Genomic DNA, 15,673 nt, shown 5'->3' on the forward strand with positions numbered 1-15,673 from the left:
GACGGGCCGGGGCGGCGTCCGGCGGGGCCGGGCGCTCACCCCAGCGGCTTGTCCAGTACCGCCTTGCTGTGGCTGAAGGTGTCGAGGGAGTACTCGCCGTGGTACCGCCCCGTCCCGCTCTCGCCGACTCCGCCGAACGGCAGCTCGGGGGCGGTGAGATGGGCGACCGGGATGCCGAAGGCGAGAGCGCCGGAGGAGGTCTCGGCCAGTAGCCGGTCCTTGGTGCGGGCGGACTCGGTGAAGGCGTAGAGGGCCAGCGGCTTGTCGCGTTCGTTGATGAAGGCGATGGCCGCGTCCAGGTCGGGGACGGCGACGATGGGCAGCAGGGGGCCGAAGATCTCCTCCCGCATCACCGGCGCGTCGGGTGCGACATCGGCGAGCACGGTGGGCGCCACATAGCGGGTGGCCCGGTCGTGCCGGCCGCCGACGACGGTGCGCCCGCTGTCCAGGAGGGCGGTGAGCCGGTCGAAGTGGCGCGTGTTGACGATCCGTCCGTATTCCTCGGCGGTGGCCGGATCGCTTCCGTAGGTGGCGTGTACCGCCTCGGCGAGGTGCGGTTCGACGGCCTGCGCGGTGTCGCCGACGGCCAGGACGTAGTCGGGCGCGACGCAGGTCTGGCCGGCGTTGAGGAACTTGCCGGTGACGATCCGCCGGGCCGCGGCGGCCAGGTCCGTGCCCTCGTCGAGGACGACCGGGCTCTTGCCGCCGAGCTCCAGCGTGACCGGTGTCAGGTGCCGGGCGGCGGCCGTCATCACGATGCGGCCGACGGCGCCGTTGCCGGTGTAGAAGATGTGGTCGAAGCGCTGCTCCAGCAGGGCCGTGGTCTCCGGCACGGCCCCCTCGACGACCGCGACCGCCTCGTCGTCCAGATAGCGCGGCAGCAGCCGGGCGAGGGCGGCGGAGGTCTGCGGAGCCAGTTCGCTGGGCTTGACGACGGCGCAGTTGCCCGCGGCCAGCGCGCCGACCAGCGGCGCGAGTGCCAACTGGAGCGGGTAGTTCCAGGGGGCGATCACCAGGACGACGCCGAGCGGCTCCCGGACGACGTGGGCGGTGGCGGGCAGCAGGCGGTCGGGGAGCTGCGCGGGCCGGGGCATCAGCCACTCGTCGAGGTGGGCGAGGGTGTGGTCGATCTCGTGGAGGGTGAAGCCGATCTCGGTGCGGTACGCCTCCTGGGGGCCCTTGCCCAGGTCCGCGCCCAGCGCGGCCACGAGCGCGTCGCTCTGTTCGGTGAGCAGCGCGCGCAGTGCCTCCAGCTGGCCGCGGCGCCAGGCGGGGGAGGCGGTGCGGTGGGTGGCGAAGGTGCGGCGGAGGTGGTCGACGACGGCGGCCGGCTCCGGGGTGTGGGGGAGGGGGGTGTGCGATGCCATGTCCTCGACCGTACACGAAACGAAAATATTTCGTTTCGTATTGGTGGGTCGATAGACTCCCCCCGTGGCCGAACGCACCGAGAGCAGCCAGAGCGTCCCCGCCGGGCGGCAGCCCGCCCGCGGGCGCCCCCGCGACGCCGGCCGTGACCGGGCGCTGCTGGAGGCCACCGTGCAGGTCCTCCAGGAGAGCGGCTACGGCGGCCTGACCACGGCGGCCGTCGCCAAGCGGGCCGGGGTGTCCACCGCGACGCTCTACCGCCGCTGGCGCTCCAAGGAGGACCTGGTGGTGGGCACCGCCGTCCGCTGGGCCGGCGATCTGGGCCCGCAGCCGGACACCGGCGCCCTGGAGGGCGACCTGACCGCGCTGCTGCGGGACAAGGCCGAGACGCTGGAGGGCCCCGGCGGCCGGCTCCTGCACGTGCTGATCGGCGAGGCCGCGCACAACGAGGCGCTGGCCCGCGTCCTGGACACGGCCATCGTCCAGCCGGTCCGCGACCGGGCCGCCACCGTGGTCCGCCGCGCCGTCGACCGCGGCGACATCGCGCCGCTGGAGAACGCGCACGTCCTGGCCGACCTGGTCGTCGGTTCGATGGTCAGCCGCCTCTTCCTGACCCCGAACGCGGCGCACCCCGCCCCGGACGCGGCACACCCCGTCGCCGCCTCCTCGAGGTCCTCGGGGTCCTCGGGCGAGGCGATGGCCCGCGAACTCCTCCCGTTCCTGCTGCGGGCGCTGGGCGCCGGGACGGGCTGACGGCGCTCGGCTCGGGGCCCGCCGCGGCGCCCACCGGTAGGCCGTTCGGACGTTGTCTGCGCGACGTGGAATGAACCCCGGCCGTGACGCGTTGTCACGGATCATGAAGGCAATCACCGTGAACAGCTTCGGCGGGCCCTCGGCCCTGGAGTACACCGACCAGCCCACCCCGAAGGTCGGCCCCGACTCGGTCCTGATCCGGGTCCGGGCGGCCGGCGTCAATCCCGTGGACTGGAAGATCGTCGGGGGCTATCTCGACGCGATGATGAATGCCCACTTCCCGCTGATCCCCGGTTGGGATGTGGCGGGCGTGGTCGAGGCGGTCGGTGCGGACGCCCCCGAGTACGCGGTGGGCGACGAGGTCATCGGCTATGTCCGCAAGGACGAGGTGCAGCACGGCACCTTCGCCGAGCTGGTCGCGGCGCCGGTGCGCACCCTGGCGCGCAAGCCCGCCTCGCTCAGCTGGCAGCAGGCCGCGGGGCTCCCGCTCGCCGGGCTGACGGCCTATCAGTCGCTGGAGCGGGTCGGCACGAAGCAGGGGGAGACGGTCCTGGTGCACGCCGCGGCCGGCGGTGTCGGCGCGTTCGCCGTGCAGATCGCGGTGGCCCGGGGGGCCCGGGTCATCGGCACGGCGAGCGAGCGCAACCACGACTTCCTGCGCTCCCTGGGAGCCGAACCGGTGACGTACGGTGACGGACTGGAGGGCCGGGTGCGGGCGCTGGCGCCCGAAGGCGTGGACGTGGCGCTGGACTTCGTCGGCAACGGCGTCCTGGACGTCTCACAACAGTTGCTCAAGGACCGCAGCCGGCTGGTGTCCATCGCCGACGGCGAGGTCGCGGCGAAGGGCGGCCACATGGTGTGGGTGCGTCCGGACGCCGCGGACCTGACCGCGCTCGGCGAGCTGGCGGACGCCGGCAAGCTCGTGGTGCCGGTCGAGGCGACGTTCCCGCTGGCCGAGACGGCGGAGGCGTTCCAGCGCAGCATGTCGGGCCGGTCCCGCGGCAAGATCGTGCTGGAGGTGTCCTCCTGACGCGGACGCGGACGGGCACGCCGGCGGCGACACGGATGCCGAACCGATCCGCCGGGCCCGAGGGCGCCGCCCCGGGCCCGGCGGACCGGGGGCCGGCTCCTAAGCGCCCTGACCGGCTTCCTGGTTGCGGTCGACATACTCGAAGATCGAGCCGTCCGGATGCCGGGCCACGAGGTTGCGGCCGATCGGGGTCGCCAGCGGTCCCGCGATGATGTCCGCGCCGACCGCCGTCAGGTCGGCGACGGCGGCGTCCACGTCCTTCACGGCGAGGGTCGCAGTGATCTTCCGCAGCACCGACAGCTCCGCCTCCGGGCCGCTCATCAGGAAGAAGCACCCGACGGCCGCGACGGACACACCGCCGCGTTGGAAGCGGATGGCCTCGGCGCCGGTCAGCCGTTCGTAGACGTCGACCGCGGCATTGAGATCGCCGACGCACACTCGCAGTGAGGTCCCCAGAATGTCCATACGGACCAGCCTAGTTGGGCGTTCCCGCAGTGCCCACCGTGGTCACACCCGGCACAGGATCTCGCCGTGCAGGATGCCGAACCAGCCGTCCTCCTCGGCGCCCCACTCGCGCCAGGCGCGGGCGATCCGCTCGAGCTCCTCCGCCGTGGCGTGCCCGCCCTCCACCGCCCGCCGGGCGTAGGAGGAGGAGACCGTACGGTCCGCCCACAGCCGGCTCCACCAGGACCGTTCCTCGGGGGTGCGGTAGCACCAGGTGCCGGCGGTGGCGGTGACGTCGGAGGGGGCGAAGCCGGCCCGGCGGGCCCAGGCGTGCAGTCGGCGTCCGGCGTCCGGTTCGCCGCCGTTGGCCCGGGCCACCCGCAGATACAGCTCCAGCCAGTCCGACATGCCCTCGACCTCGGGGTACCAGGTCATCGCCGAGTAGTCCGAATCGCGGACGGCCACGATTCCCCCCGGCTTGGTGACCCGGCGCATCTCACGCAGCGCCTGGACGGGATCGCCCACGTGCTGGAGTACCTGATGGGCGTGCACGACGCAGAAGGTGTCGTCCGGATAGTCCAGTGCGTGGACGTCCCCGACCGCGAACCGGACATTCGACAGCCCGCGGTCGTCGGCCGTGGCACGCGCCCGGTCCAGCACGTCGGGTGCGTACTCCAGACCCGTCACCTGCCCGTCCGGCACGAGTGCGGCCAGGTCGGCGGTGATGGTGCCCGGGCCGCAGCCGATGTCCAGGATCTGCATGTGCGGGAGCAGCGAATCCAGCAGGTATCCGGCCGAGTTGGCGGCGGTGCGCCAGGTGTGGGAGCGCAGTACGGACTCGTGGTGGCCGTGGGTGTAGACGGCGGATTCCTGCGGCATGGTCGGCTCCTTCGCGTGACCGGTGCATACGGGTGACGTTGCGGCGACGTCTTGCGGCGCGCTGGTCACACGCTACGCGGTGGTCTCGCATCATGAGAGTTACATCTCACCATTCGGGCAGCAGGCGGTAGACCGTCAGCGCCTCGTTCTCCTTCTCCAGCGTCAACGACCCCTGGGACGGGGCGACTTCACCGTCGTAGGCGAGTGCTGTGCCCTTCGGGACGCCGCCGATGCGCAGGGTGCGCAGTCGGGCCTCGCCGAGGACGGGAGAGGAGCGCGGGGTACCGGTCAGGGCCGCGGCGAGCAGCCGGGTGCGGGCCAGCCGGCCGCCGTGCACCACCCGTACATCGAGCACCCCGTCCGCCAGGTCGTGGCGCCGCACCGGTGCCAGCCCCAGGCCCCGGTACTGGCAGTTGCCGACGAACACCATCCACACCGGGCGCCGCCTGCCGTTGACCTCGATCGTCAACGGCACGGCGGTACGCAGCACTTCCCAGGCCGCGAGCACGCCGGCGGGCCAGGCCCCGATCCGCCCGGCCCACTTCTCCCGGATCCGCACCAGCTCCGGATAGGCGCCGATGGAGAAGGTGTTGAGGAAGAGGTGCCCTTCGTGGTGCGGTTCGGCCCGGAACCGCGCCAGGTCCACGGCGACCGCCTCGCCGCTCTCCACGGCGCGCGCCGCCTGCGCGTACGTCTCGATCCCGAGGTCGTAGGCGAAGTGGTTGTGGGTGCCGCCGGGCAGCACCGCCAACGGCAACCCGTGCCGTACCGCGACGGCCGCCGCCGCGTTGATGGTGCCGTCGCCGCCGAGCACGCCCAGCGCCCCGCCCTGCTTGCGGGCCAGCTCCGCGCCCTCCTCCAGGACCTCTCCCAGCGGCCGCGCGTCCGGCCCGCCGAACAGCATCACGTCGGCCTGCGGCAGCACCCCGTGGACCTCCTGGGCCCGGTCGGGGAGCGGCCCCGAGCGCTGCCCCGAGCCCTGGTTGGCGACCACCACCAGGCCGCGCCCGCCGGGCAGCGCGGGGGCGTCCGCGCGCGGCCGGGCGGGCGGCGCGAGCTGGGCGCGGGTCGGCGCGAGACCGCGCACGGCGAACGCGGCGCCGGCGCCCAGCGCGGCCCCGGCCAGCACATCGCCGGGATAGTGCACCCCGGTGTAGACGCGGGAGAAGGCCACCGACGCGGCGACCGGCGCAAGGGCCAGCCCCCACCACTTCTTCTCGAATCCCACCCCGGTGGCGAAGGCCACCGCCGACGCCGCGTGCCCGGAGGGGAAGGAGGAGGTGAAGGGCTGGCGGTGCAGCCGGCGTATCACCGGCACCGTGTCCAGCAGTGGGCGCTCGCGCCGCACCGACCCCTTGCCCAGCGTGTTCACGGCCGCCGAGGCCGCCGCCAGCGAGGCGACCCCCCGCAGTGCGGCCCGCCTGCCGGGCCGGCCGCCCAGCACGGCCGCGCCCGCCGCGATCCCGCACCACAGCAACCCGTGATTGGCGGTACGCGACAGCCGGGGCAGCACCCGCTGGGCGCCCGGCCACTCGTGCGAGGCGACCCGGACGAAGGCCAGCCGGTCGAGGTTGCTCAGTACCTTTCGCATGCGGCAGCTCTTACCCAGGCCGCTCGGGAACAGGCCGGCCCGCCGCCGAACGGCGGTGGGCGGCGTGCTTGCATACGCCGATGATCAGGAGACGTCTCGACACCGACCTGGACGCCTGTGCGGCCGTCCTCGCCGAGGTGCACACCCGCAGCGGCTACCCGCACCACTGGCCCGTCGACCCGGCCGCCTGGCTGGCGGCCGAGGCGCCGGCCGCTGCCTGGGTCGCCGAGCTGGACGGCCGCGTCGTCGGCCATGCGGCGCTGCGCGGCGCCGAGATCAGCCGCCTGTACGTCGCCCCCGGGGCCCGCGGCCGGGGCCTCGGCCGGCTGCTGCTGCAGGCCGCGGCGGGGGAGGCCGCGGACCGCGGGCTGCGCCCCGTACTGGAGGTGCTGAGCTCCGACACGTCCGCCATCGCCCTGTACGAGCGGCTGGGCTGGATCCGGACGGGCAGCGAGCGGCAGGACTGGGGCGCGGGCGAGGAGGTGGAGGTGCACCACTACGCGGCGCCCGGCCCGTCCGGACAGCACAGCTGACCGCGGCCGGCAACCGCACCGGCCGACGGCACCCGGCCGGAGCGCCCGCCACCCGTTCGGCGCAACACGCCGGCCGTCCCGCTCGCCGCCGCAGCCGCCGCGGCAGGGCGGGGCGGCCGCCGCCGGAGGGCCGTGGGCGGGCCGGACGCCGGGCTGCCCGGCACCCTGCCGGCTGCCATGCTGGCGAGCGACAAACGACGACATTCGAGCCGATCGCTGGACACTCGCGTCGCGGACCGGCCGCGGCGCGGAACGCACCCGCCGCGGCGCCCGGACCTGCCCGCGCAGCCGGCGGATCCGCTCGCCCCTCTCACTTCGGGAGCTCAGCATGGCATCCTCCCCGAACGTCTGGAACTGCCCTTTCGACTACGCCGAGGCCCTTGAGTTCGACCCGACGCTCAAGCGCCTGCTGGACGAGGAGCCGGTGGCCCGCATCCGGCTGCCGTACGGGGAGGGCGAGGCCTGGCTCGTCACCCGCTACGAGGACGTGCGCACGGTGACCACCGACCGGCGCTTCAGCCGGCACGCCGTCATCGGGCGGGACTTCCCCCGGATGACGCCGGAGCCGATCGTCCAGGACGAGGCGATCAACGTGATGGACCCGCCCGCCAGCAGCCGGCTGCGGAGCCTGGTCTCCAAGGCGTTCGCGCCGCGGCACGTGGACCGCATGCGGGCCCGCACCCAGCACGTCGTGGACGAACTGCTGGACCGGATGACGGAGTACGGCGCCCCGGGCGACGTGATGGAGCATCTGGCGGCCCCGCTGCCCCTGACGACGATCTGCGAGGTCCTCGACATCCCCGAGGCGGACCGTGCGCGGCTGCGCGGATACGCCCGCACCATGATGAACACCAGCCTCGACAACCGCGACGCCGCGGTCCGGGCCAAGGCCGAGATGCGGGAGTACTTCGCGACGCTGACCGCGCACCGCCGCGAGCACCCGGGCGACGACCTGATCAGTGCCCTGGCCACCGCCCGGGACGGCGACGAGATCCTCGACGCGCGGGAACTGACCGTGATGGCCATGGTCCTGCTCATCACCGGTCAGGACACCACGACCTATCAGATCGCCAACCTCTCCTACACGCTGCTCACGCGACCCGAGGAGCTCGCCGCGCTGCGCGCCCACCCCGAAAGGCTTCCGCAGGCGATCGAGGAGATGCTGCGGTTCATCCCGTTCCGCAAGGGCGTCGGCATCCCACGCGTCGCCACCGAGGACGTCGAGTTGAGCGGGGTGACGATCCGGGCGGGCGACATCGTCCACGTCTCCTATCTGACCGCCAACCGGGACAGCCGCAAGTTCGACCGGCCCGACGAGCTGGACCTGGACCGCGAGAAGCCGTCCCACATGACCTTCGGCTGGGGCGGACACCACTGCCTGGGAGCCCCGCTCGCCGTCACCGAGCTCGAAGTGGCGCTCGGCAGCCTCCTGGACCGCTTCCCCGACCTGAAACTGGCGAAGCCGGCCGAGGAGGTGCGCTGGAACGAAACCTCCATCTGGCGCTATCCGCTCGCCCTGCCGGTCACCTGGTGACGAGGCCGGTGGCGGCGCAGCGGCATGCGAACTTCACCCGGCTGCCGTACGGTTGCTTGAGATCGCCCCGCTTCCAACGGGGTGAATTCATTTCTTCGACGGCTGGCCCGCCTGCGTCCCTCTCAGGGGCCCGACCCGGGTCGCCGGAACCGTCAGTGGTTCTGCTGCCGTGAAACGTATGCACATTGCCGCGACGGATCCCGTCGGCCACAGGCCCCATCGCAGGGACTGCACCGAGCGGACCACGGTCTGCTAGGAGAGCAATCCATGGCGGTTCTGTGCAAACCGGCAATCGCGGTCCCGGAGTACATCATCACCCAGGACGACACCCTCGAACTGGCACGGCAGCTGCACTACGACCACCTGCAGCTGAAGAAGGTGCTCCGGCTCATCGAGCACACGGGCGTGGTCAGACGGCATTTGATCCAGCCGATCGACAAGGTGCTGGAGCATCCCGGGCTCGACGCCCGGAGCGCCATTTACGAGGAGGAATCCAAGGCCCGGGTACCCGCCGTGGTGCGCCGGGCACTTGACCAGGCGGAGCTGGAAGCGGACCAGATCGACCTGATCATCTATGTCTCCTGCACCGGCTTCACGATGCCGGCGCTGACCGCGTGGCTCATCAACACCATGGGCTTCCGGTCGGAGACCCGGCAGATCCCGATAGCGCAACTCGGCTGTGCGGCCGGGGGCGCCGCGATCAACCGGGCGCACGACTTCTGCCGGGCGTACCCCGACGCCAACGTGCTCATCGTCGCGTGCGAGTTCTGCTCGCTGTGCTACCAGCCCACGGACATCGACGTGGGAAATCTGCTGTCCAACGGCCTGTTCGGCGACGCGGTCGCCGCCGCCGTGGTCCGTGGGGAGGGCGGCGTCGGTGTCCGTCTGGAGCGCAACGGCTCCTACCTCATCCCGCACACCGAGGACTGGATCTCCTACGCGGTGCGGTCCACCGGGTACCACTTCCAGCTGGACAAACGCGTGCCCGGCACCATGGAACCCCTCGCCCCCGCCCTGCGCGCCGTCGCGGAGCAGGAGCAATGGAACGCGAGCAAGCTGGACTTCTACATCATCCACGCGGGCGGGCCGCGCATCCTGGACGACCTGTGCCGCTTCCTCGACGTGCCTCCCGAGGCGTTCCGCTTCAGCCGCGCGACCCTCACCGAGTACGGCAACATCGCCAGCGCCGTGGTTCTGGACGCCCTGTCCCGGATGTTCGACGAGGCGTCGGCCCTGGAGGGGCAGCGCGGAATACTGGCGGGCTTCGGACCCGGCATCACGGCCGAGATGGCGCTGGGCACCTGGAGCGCCGGCCCGGCCGAGGCGGAGTGAGGCCCCGCCGCCGGCCGGCCCCACCGGGGTGAGCCGACCGAGCGCGCACCGACTCGTACGCACGAGCGAACCGACGCCCCGTACGGTCCCGGTCCGGCCCGCCCCCCCCCGGGCCGGACCGGGACCCCTGCCTCCCGGCGCTGACGTGTCGCCCCCGGTCGCCACCCGCGCCATCTGCCAAGGTGGTCGGAGCCGTCAATCATGTGATGGGCCCACGATCGGCCGCCCGCGCGGAGTGTGGAGGTACGGATGCAGCGGACCGCCCCGGATCCGGCCCCGGACCCGCCGGTGGGCCTCCCGGTGCTCCCGGACCTCGCCGCGCACCTCGCCGCGGCAGCCGGCCGCAGCGAACCGGAGCCCCCCGGTGGCTCCCGGCCGCTGCGCACCGCCGCCTGCGGCTACTGGGAACGCCGTGGCCTGGTCACCGGCCCCGACCACACGCTCGCCGCCCCGGGTGCACCGGCCCTGCTGCTCGCCCTGTACGCCGCGGCCGGCGGAGCCGTCGTACTGCCCCGACCGTGCTCCCAGTGGTACGCACCGCCCGCCCGGCTGCTCGGCCGGCCGGTGCACCTCGCGCCGGTGCCGGCCGAATCGGGCGGGGTGCCCGACCCGTTCGCGCTGCTGGAGACCGTCCGCCGGGCCCGGATGCGCGGCGAGGACCCGCGCGTTCTGGTGCTGTCCGTCGCCGACGACCCGACCGGCACCTGCCCGGCGCCGGAGCAACTGCACGAGGTGTGCGAGGCGGCGGCGGGGGAGGGCCTGTGGGTCGTCAGCGACGAGTCGCACCGCGATCTGCTGCACGATCCGCACGACACCGTCGTCCTCAGCCCCGCCGAGATGCTGCCCGCCGAGGTGGTGGTGCTGACCGATCTGCGGGCCGCCCTCGCCCCGGCCTCCTGGCCCGCGGCGCTCGCCCGTTTCCCGGACACCCCACGCGGCGCCGCCCTGCGGTCCGCCGCCCTGGACGCCCTGACCGCACTGCGCACCCCGCTGCCCGGGCCGCTCGCCTGCGCCGTCGGCCACGCCCTCGGCGAACCCGGCCCGGTACGCACCAGAACCGTCGCCGCCGCCCGGCTGTACGGAGCCCTGGCCACCGCGCTCCACCGCACCCTCACCGAGGCGGGCGCCGTCTGCCGCCCGCCGCACTCCGGCAGCCATCTCTACGCCGACCTCGAACCGCTGCGCCGGGCCCTGGCGCCTCGTGGCATCACCGGATCCGCCGCGCTGGAACGGGAGCTGGCGCCCTGGTCGGCCCGCGGCGGACACCGCTTCGGGGACGACCCGGCGACGCTGCGGGTGCGGCTGGGCTCCGAGGCGCTACTGGGCGCCGACCCGGAGCAGTACGGGCGCGCCCTGGAGGCTCCGGACCCCCTGCAAATTCCTTCCGTAGCAGAGTCGTTGACCGCTCTGTCGCGGGCGCTGGCCGCGCTCGCCGCCCCGGCGGGCGGTTGATCCGCCCGCCCGGCAGCCCCCTCCCGTCCTCGATGCCGTCCCCCGGTGCGCCCCCCCGAATGGAGCCCCTCGATGACCGAACAGACCGAGCGCGCGGTCGCCGACGCCCACCCGGCAGCCGGCGCGCCCGCACCGCCCCGCACCCCCGGCCCCGCCGCCGTCCCGCAGCCCGCCCCGCCGGCACCGGCCGAGCCGCGCCCCCTGGGGGAGCCCCGCACCTGGCCGCGGGACTTCACCGACCGGCTCACCGCGCCGCTCCCCGGCGTCCGCGCCCTGGCCCGGATCGCCCGGGAGGGCAAGCTGCGACCGGTCACCGAGTCGCTGTGCGAGATCCAGGAACTCCCCTTCGCGCCCGGCCCGATGCCCGCCGCCGGCCCCGCGACCGTCGCCCTCACCTGGGCCGGGCACGCCAGTTGGGTGATCCGGATCGGCGGCCTGACGGTACTGGCGGACCCGGTCTGGTCCCGCAAGATCCTGGGCACCCCCGCGCGGGTCACCCCCGTGGGCGTCCGCTGGGAGGACCTGCCGCCCATCGACGCCGTGGTCATCAGCCACAACCACTACGACCACCTGGACGCCCCGACCCTCAAGCGACTGCCGCGCCACACCCCGCTGCTCCTCCCCGCGGGGCTTGCGCCCTGGGCGCGCCGCCGCGGCTTCACCTGCGTCACCGACCTCGACTGGTGGGAGGCCGTCGAACTGCCCGCCCCCGGCGGCACCGTGCGCTTCGACTTCGTCCCCGCCCACCACTGGAGCAAGCGGACGCTGACCGACACCTGCCGCACCCTGTGGGGCGGCTGGGTGCTCACCGCGCCCGACGGACGGCGGCTGCACTTCGCGGGGGACACCGGCTACGGCCACTGGTTCGAGGAGATCGGCCGCCGCCACCCCGGTATCGACCTGGCGCTGCTGCCCATCGGCGCGTACGACCCGCGCTGGATCCTGCGCCCGGTGCACACCGACCCGGAGGAGGCCGTACGGGCCTGCCAGGACCTGGGCGCACGGGCACTGGTGCCCATGCACTGGTCCACCTTCCTGCTCTCCGCCGAACGGCCCCTGGAGCCCCTGCACCGGGTCCGCGCCGCCTGGGCCGCCACCGGCCGCCCCCGCGAGGACCTGTGGGACCTGCCGGTCGGTGCGTCCCGGGTGCTCGCCGAGCGCTGAGCGCGGACCCGGACGGCCGGGAACCGGACGGCCGGGAACCGGACGGCCGGGGAGCCCCGGCCGGGTCACCCCTTCGTGCCGTCCCCCGGCCGGACCCGCCGCCACAGGGCCGCCGCCACAGGGCCGGCGCCGCACTGATCACCAGGGTGAGCCCGACCGCCGCGGCCACGTCCCACATCGCCGAGTAAGGCGGCGCACGGCGGGCTGGGCGGGGCACAGGGCCGTCCCTTCCTGCTGTGGCCGGCCGGCCGAGCTGACGGCGCCGATGCCGGACGGCGAGGTGCTGACCGGCGCCGAGCGGGTGCACCACGTACTGCGCCGGTGGCTGCGCGAGGGCGCCGACGGGCCGCAGCAGCCCCTCGGGTCGGGGGAGCCGCTCGGGTCGGGGGAGCCGCTCGGGCCGGGGGAGCCGGAACCACGGCGCACGGCCGGGGGATCCGCGGCATCCCCGCCCGCGGCCGACCGCCCCCGGGCGGAGGACGGCAAGCGCTGATCCGGCGCCGCGCCGAACCGCCCGCCCGGCCGCCGGATCGCGCGGCCGAGCATGCTCCCCGCCGGCCGGGACCCGACAGCACACCCGACAGCACACTCAAGGGCATCCGGACGGCGGCCACTTCGCCCCACACGTGGGGAGGGTGGCGGCGTTCCCGGCCGGCGGCGCATCTCCACCGTCCGCCCACCGTCCTGCGGTCAGGCGGCACGGCCGAAGATTTTCGCTCGGCAGGCGGGTCGGACAGGACGAATCACAGCGATTTTGAGTCGTGCGCGCGGCCGGTGACCATGGGCTCCGCCGGTACCCCGGCGAGCCAGCACGATGAGAGACGCGCCCACACCATGCACCGCGATCCCGCCGCAGAGGCCACACCCACCGCCTCTGACCTGCACATCCCATCAAGGCGTCCGTTTCGGATGAACCTGATCACCGCCACCGCTCTGGTGATGGGCAACATCATCGGCGGCGGCATCTTCCTGCTGCCGGCCTCGGTCGCCCCGTTCGGCACCGTCAGCCTGCTCGCGTTCGGCGTCCTCACCCTCGGCGCGGTCGCCCTGGCCCTGGTCTTCGGCCGGCTCGCCCGACGTCACCCGGACACCGGGGGCCCCTACGTCTACGCGCGCGAGGCGTTCGGCGACTTCGCCGGGTTCCTGTCCGCCTGGTCGTACTGGACCATGACCTGGGTCAGCAACGCGGCGCTCGCGGTCGCCGCCGTCGGCTACGTCCACGTCCTCTTCCCCGGCCATGCGTCCGCCGGCACCGACCTGGCCGTCGCCCTCGGCGCGCTGTGGCTGCCGGCCCTGGCCAACTTCGCCGGCACCCGCTATGTGGGCGCCGTGCAGCTCGTCTCCACCGTCCTCAAGTTCGTCCCGCTGCTGTTCATCGCCGTCGTCGGCCTGTTCTTCTTCGACCCGGACAACCTCGGCGCGTTCCACGAGGGGGGCGGCAGCACGGTCGGCGGCCTGTCAGCGGCGGCCGCGATCCTCCTCTACAGCTATGTGGGCGTGGAGTCCGCGGCGATGAGCGCGGGCGAGGTCCGCGACCCGGAGCGCAACGTGGGCCGGGCCACCGTCCTGGGAACCGTCGGCGCCGCCGTCGTCTACCTCCTGGGGACCGTCGCCGTCTTCGGCACCGTCGCGCACGACAAGCTGGTGCACTCCACGGCGCCGTTCTCGGACGCGGTGAACGCGATGTTCGGCGGCCACTGGGGCGGGACGGTCGTCGCCGGCGCGGCCGTGATCTCCATCATCGGCGCCCTCAACGGCTGGACGTTGATGAGCGCCCAGTCCCCGTACGCCGCCGCCAAGGACGGCCTCTTCCCCGCGCCCTTCCTGACCAAGCGGCGGGGCGTCCCGACCTTCGGCGTCCTCGCGGCCGTGCTGCTGGCCAGCGCCCTGACCGTGATCAACTACCTGACCGGCGCCGGCGGCGTCTTCGAGATCCTGGTCCTGATCACCACGTTCTCCGCGACCGTCCCCTACCTCCTCGCCGCCGGCGCCCAGATCTACTTCCTGCTGACCGGCCGCCGCGACCAGGTCCGGCCGGCCCGCTTCGCCCGCGACCTGACCCTCGCCCTGGTGGCGTTCGGGTTCACGTTCTGGCTGGTGGCAGGGGCCGGCTATGCGGCGATCTACCAAGGCGTGCTGTTCCTCTTCGCGGGGATCCTGGTCTACGCGGTGATGGCGGCGCGCAGGGCCGGGCGGGAGAACACGGTGGAGGCGGAGCCGGACACCGACCCCGCCGCGGCGGAAGCGACGGCGCACACCCCGGACCGGGCCTCCGCGGCGGCACGCTAGCCGCCGTCCGGGAGCCGCGAGGCGAACCGGCCCTCGCGGCCCCCCGTCCGCACGCCGTTGCCACCGTCGGCAAAGGCGTGCGGACGTCGTCACGCCGACCGGGGCCGCCGTCCTGCCCCCGTCGCGCGCAGCGGCGCGCCGACACGGTGCAGATGACGCAGTGCCTCCCGGTACGAGGTGAGGAATCCCGTCTCGTGGTACGGGACGCCGATCTCGGCGCAGTACTCCCGCACGATCGGCCGGGCGCGGCGCAGCTGCGGCGTCGGCATGTGCGGGAAGAGATGGTGCTCGATCTGGTGGTTGAGGCCGCCGAGCAGCACGTCGGTGACGCGTCCACCGCGCACGTTGCGCGAGGTCAGCACCTGCCGCCGCAGAAAGTCCGGGCGTTCGGCGCCGGTCAGCGTCGGCATGCCCTTGTGGTTGGGCGCGAAGGTGCAGCCCAGATAGACGCCGAACACGGCTTGGTGGACGAAGAGGAATGTCAGCGCCTTACCGGGCGGCAGCACCAGGAAGAGCGCACCGAGATACATCGCCGCATGCGCGGCCAGCAGCCCGGCCTCCGTGCCCCGGCGCCTCATCGACGACGACCGGAGCGCTCGCACGCTCGACACATGGAGGTTGAACCCCTCCAGGGTGAGCAACGGGAAGAACAGCCACGCCTGATGGCGGCCCAGGAAGCGCGGCAGACCAACGGCGGCCCGTGCCTGGTCCTGGGACCACACCAGGATGTCGGGCGCCACGTCCGGGTCGAGCTCCTCGTGGTTGGGGTTGGCGTGGTGCCGGGTGTGCTTGTTCATCCACCAGCCGTACGACATCCCGACGCCGAGGTTGCCGAACAGCCGGCCGGCGATCTCCCCGGCGCGGCGCCTGCGGAACACCTGTAGATGGGCCACGTCATGGGTGACCAGCGCGATCTGCCCGAAGACCACGGCCAGCACACCGGCCACCGCCAGCTGCCACCAGCTGTCACCGACCGCAAGAAAGGCCGCCCAGCTCCCGGCGAACGCCGCGGTCACCAGGGAGAGCCGGGCGGCGTAGTACCAGGGCCGGCGCCGGAACAGCCCGGCCTGCATGACGCGGCGCGACAGCCGGGCGAAATCGCTGCCGGGCGGTGTGCCCGGGGCGACGGGCGGCGGGCCCGAGGGGGTGGGTGGGACAGGGGGCCGGAGGCTCGTTGTCATACGGCCGAGTCTTCCGGCGGGGAGGGAGCGCCGACAGCCGATCACCCCCCGGTCGCTCCGGGGGCCACCGGGGGGCTCCCACCGGGGGCTGTCCGGGTGTCCCACCGGGGGGTTCCCGGGACCCCA

The 15,673-nt window shown here is 73.8% G+C and carries 14 protein-coding genes; 9 read left to right on the top strand and 5 right to left on the bottom strand.

All coding sequences use genetic code 11. The features are described 5' to 3' along the window. Nucleotides 1–35 precede the first annotated feature (35 nt). Nucleotides 36–1,367, bottom strand: a complete 1,332-nt coding sequence (locus ACGFML_RS30710) for an aldehyde dehydrogenase family protein (RefSeq protein WP_393548885.1) — start codon at nucleotides 1,365–1,367, stop codon at nucleotides 36–38. Nucleotides 1,368–1,431: 64 nt separating this feature from the next. Here ACGFML_RS30710 and ACGFML_RS30715 point away from each other — a divergent pair, with 64 nt between their 5' ends. Both ACGFML_RS30715 and ACGFML_RS30720 read left to right on the top strand, forming a co-directional pair. Then, on the top strand, nucleotides 1,432–2,118 hold the full coding sequence (locus ACGFML_RS30715; protein ID WP_393548886.1) for a TetR/AcrR family transcriptional regulator: 687 nt from the start codon (nucleotides 1,432–1,434) through the stop codon (nucleotides 2,116–2,118). A 103-nt stretch (nucleotides 2,119–2,221) separates the two neighbouring features. Then, nucleotides 2,222–3,148, top strand: coding sequence for an NADP-dependent oxidoreductase (locus ACGFML_RS30720; protein WP_393548887.1), 927 nt, complete (start codon nucleotides 2,222–2,224; stop codon nucleotides 3,146–3,148). Between the two features lie 99 nt (nucleotides 3,149–3,247). Here ACGFML_RS30720 and ACGFML_RS30725 read toward each other — a convergent pair whose 3' ends face one another. The 3 genes from ACGFML_RS30725 to ACGFML_RS30735 form a co-directional block, all read right to left on the bottom strand. Continuing rightward, nucleotides 3,248–3,613, bottom strand: a complete 366-nt coding sequence (locus ACGFML_RS30725; RefSeq protein ID WP_393548888.1) for a VOC family protein — start codon at nucleotides 3,611–3,613, stop codon at nucleotides 3,248–3,250. A gap of 42 nt (nucleotides 3,614–3,655) precedes the next feature. After that, nucleotides 3,656–4,471, bottom strand: coding sequence for a class I SAM-dependent methyltransferase (locus ACGFML_RS30730; protein WP_393548889.1), 816 nt, complete (start codon nucleotides 4,469–4,471; stop codon nucleotides 3,656–3,658). A gap of 106 nt (nucleotides 4,472–4,577) precedes the next feature. Continuing rightward, entirely contained in the window at nucleotides 4,578–6,062 is a 1,485-nt protein-coding gene (locus ACGFML_RS30735; RefSeq protein ID WP_393548890.1) for a bifunctional phosphatase PAP2/diacylglycerol kinase family protein, read from the bottom strand. A gap of 80 nt (nucleotides 6,063–6,142) precedes the next feature. On the opposite strand from ACGFML_RS30735, the gene ACGFML_RS30740 reads away from it, so the two are divergent. The 7 genes from ACGFML_RS30740 (at nucleotide 6,143) to ACGFML_RS30770 (ending at nucleotide 14,366) form a co-directional block, all read left to right on the top strand. Further along, nucleotides 6,143–6,595 carry a GNAT family N-acetyltransferase gene (locus ACGFML_RS30740; RefSeq protein ID WP_393548891.1) on the top strand — a complete coding sequence of 151 codons (453 nt, stop codon included), beginning with the start codon at nucleotides 6,143–6,145 and terminating at the stop codon, nucleotides 6,593–6,595. A 328-nt stretch (nucleotides 6,596–6,923) separates the two neighbouring features. Further along, nucleotides 6,924–8,129 carry a cytochrome P450 gene (locus ACGFML_RS30745; RefSeq protein WP_393548892.1) on the top strand — a complete coding sequence of 402 codons (1,206 nt, stop codon included), beginning with the start codon at nucleotides 6,924–6,926 and terminating at the stop codon, nucleotides 8,127–8,129. A gap of 267 nt (nucleotides 8,130–8,396) precedes the next feature. Beyond that, the gene (locus tag ACGFML_RS30750; protein ID WP_393548893.1) at nucleotides 8,397–9,461 is read left to right on the top strand and encodes a type III polyketide synthase; all 1,065 of its coding nucleotides are present in this window, start codon (nucleotides 8,397–8,399) and stop codon (nucleotides 9,459–9,461) included. 249 nt (nucleotides 9,462–9,710) lie between these two features. After that, nucleotides 9,711–10,913, top strand: coding sequence for an aminotransferase class I/II-fold pyridoxal phosphate-dependent enzyme (locus ACGFML_RS30755; protein ID WP_393548894.1), 1,203 nt, complete (start codon nucleotides 9,711–9,713; stop codon nucleotides 10,911–10,913). Between the two features lie 72 nt (nucleotides 10,914–10,985). After that, on the top strand, nucleotides 10,986–12,077 hold the full coding sequence (locus ACGFML_RS30760) for an MBL fold metallo-hydrolase (protein ID WP_393548895.1): 1,092 nt from the start codon (nucleotides 10,986–10,988) through the stop codon (nucleotides 12,075–12,077). Nucleotides 12,078–12,342: 265 nt separating this feature from the next. Then, a complete protein-coding gene (locus ACGFML_RS30765) occupies nucleotides 12,343–12,570 on the top strand; it encodes a hypothetical protein (protein WP_393548896.1) in 228 nt (75 codons plus the stop codon). Nucleotides 12,571–12,986: 416 nt separating this feature from the next. Further along, entirely contained in the window at nucleotides 12,987–14,366 is a 1,380-nt protein-coding gene (locus tag ACGFML_RS30770) for an amino acid permease (protein WP_393548897.1), read from the top strand. An 89-nt stretch (nucleotides 14,367–14,455) separates the two neighbouring features. Here ACGFML_RS30770 and ACGFML_RS30775 read toward each other — a convergent pair whose 3' ends face one another. After that, the gene (locus tag ACGFML_RS30775; RefSeq protein ID WP_393548898.1) at nucleotides 14,456–15,547 is read right to left on the bottom strand and encodes a fatty acid desaturase family protein; all 1,092 of its coding nucleotides are present in this window, start codon (nucleotides 15,545–15,547) and stop codon (nucleotides 14,456–14,458) included. Nucleotides 15,548–15,673 lie beyond the last annotated feature (126 nt).

Source organism: Streptomyces sp. NPDC048650 (assembly GCF_043199095.1).
In the GTDB taxonomy this organism is placed as follows: Bacteria; Actinomycetota; Actinomycetes; order Streptomycetales; family Streptomycetaceae; genus Streptomyces.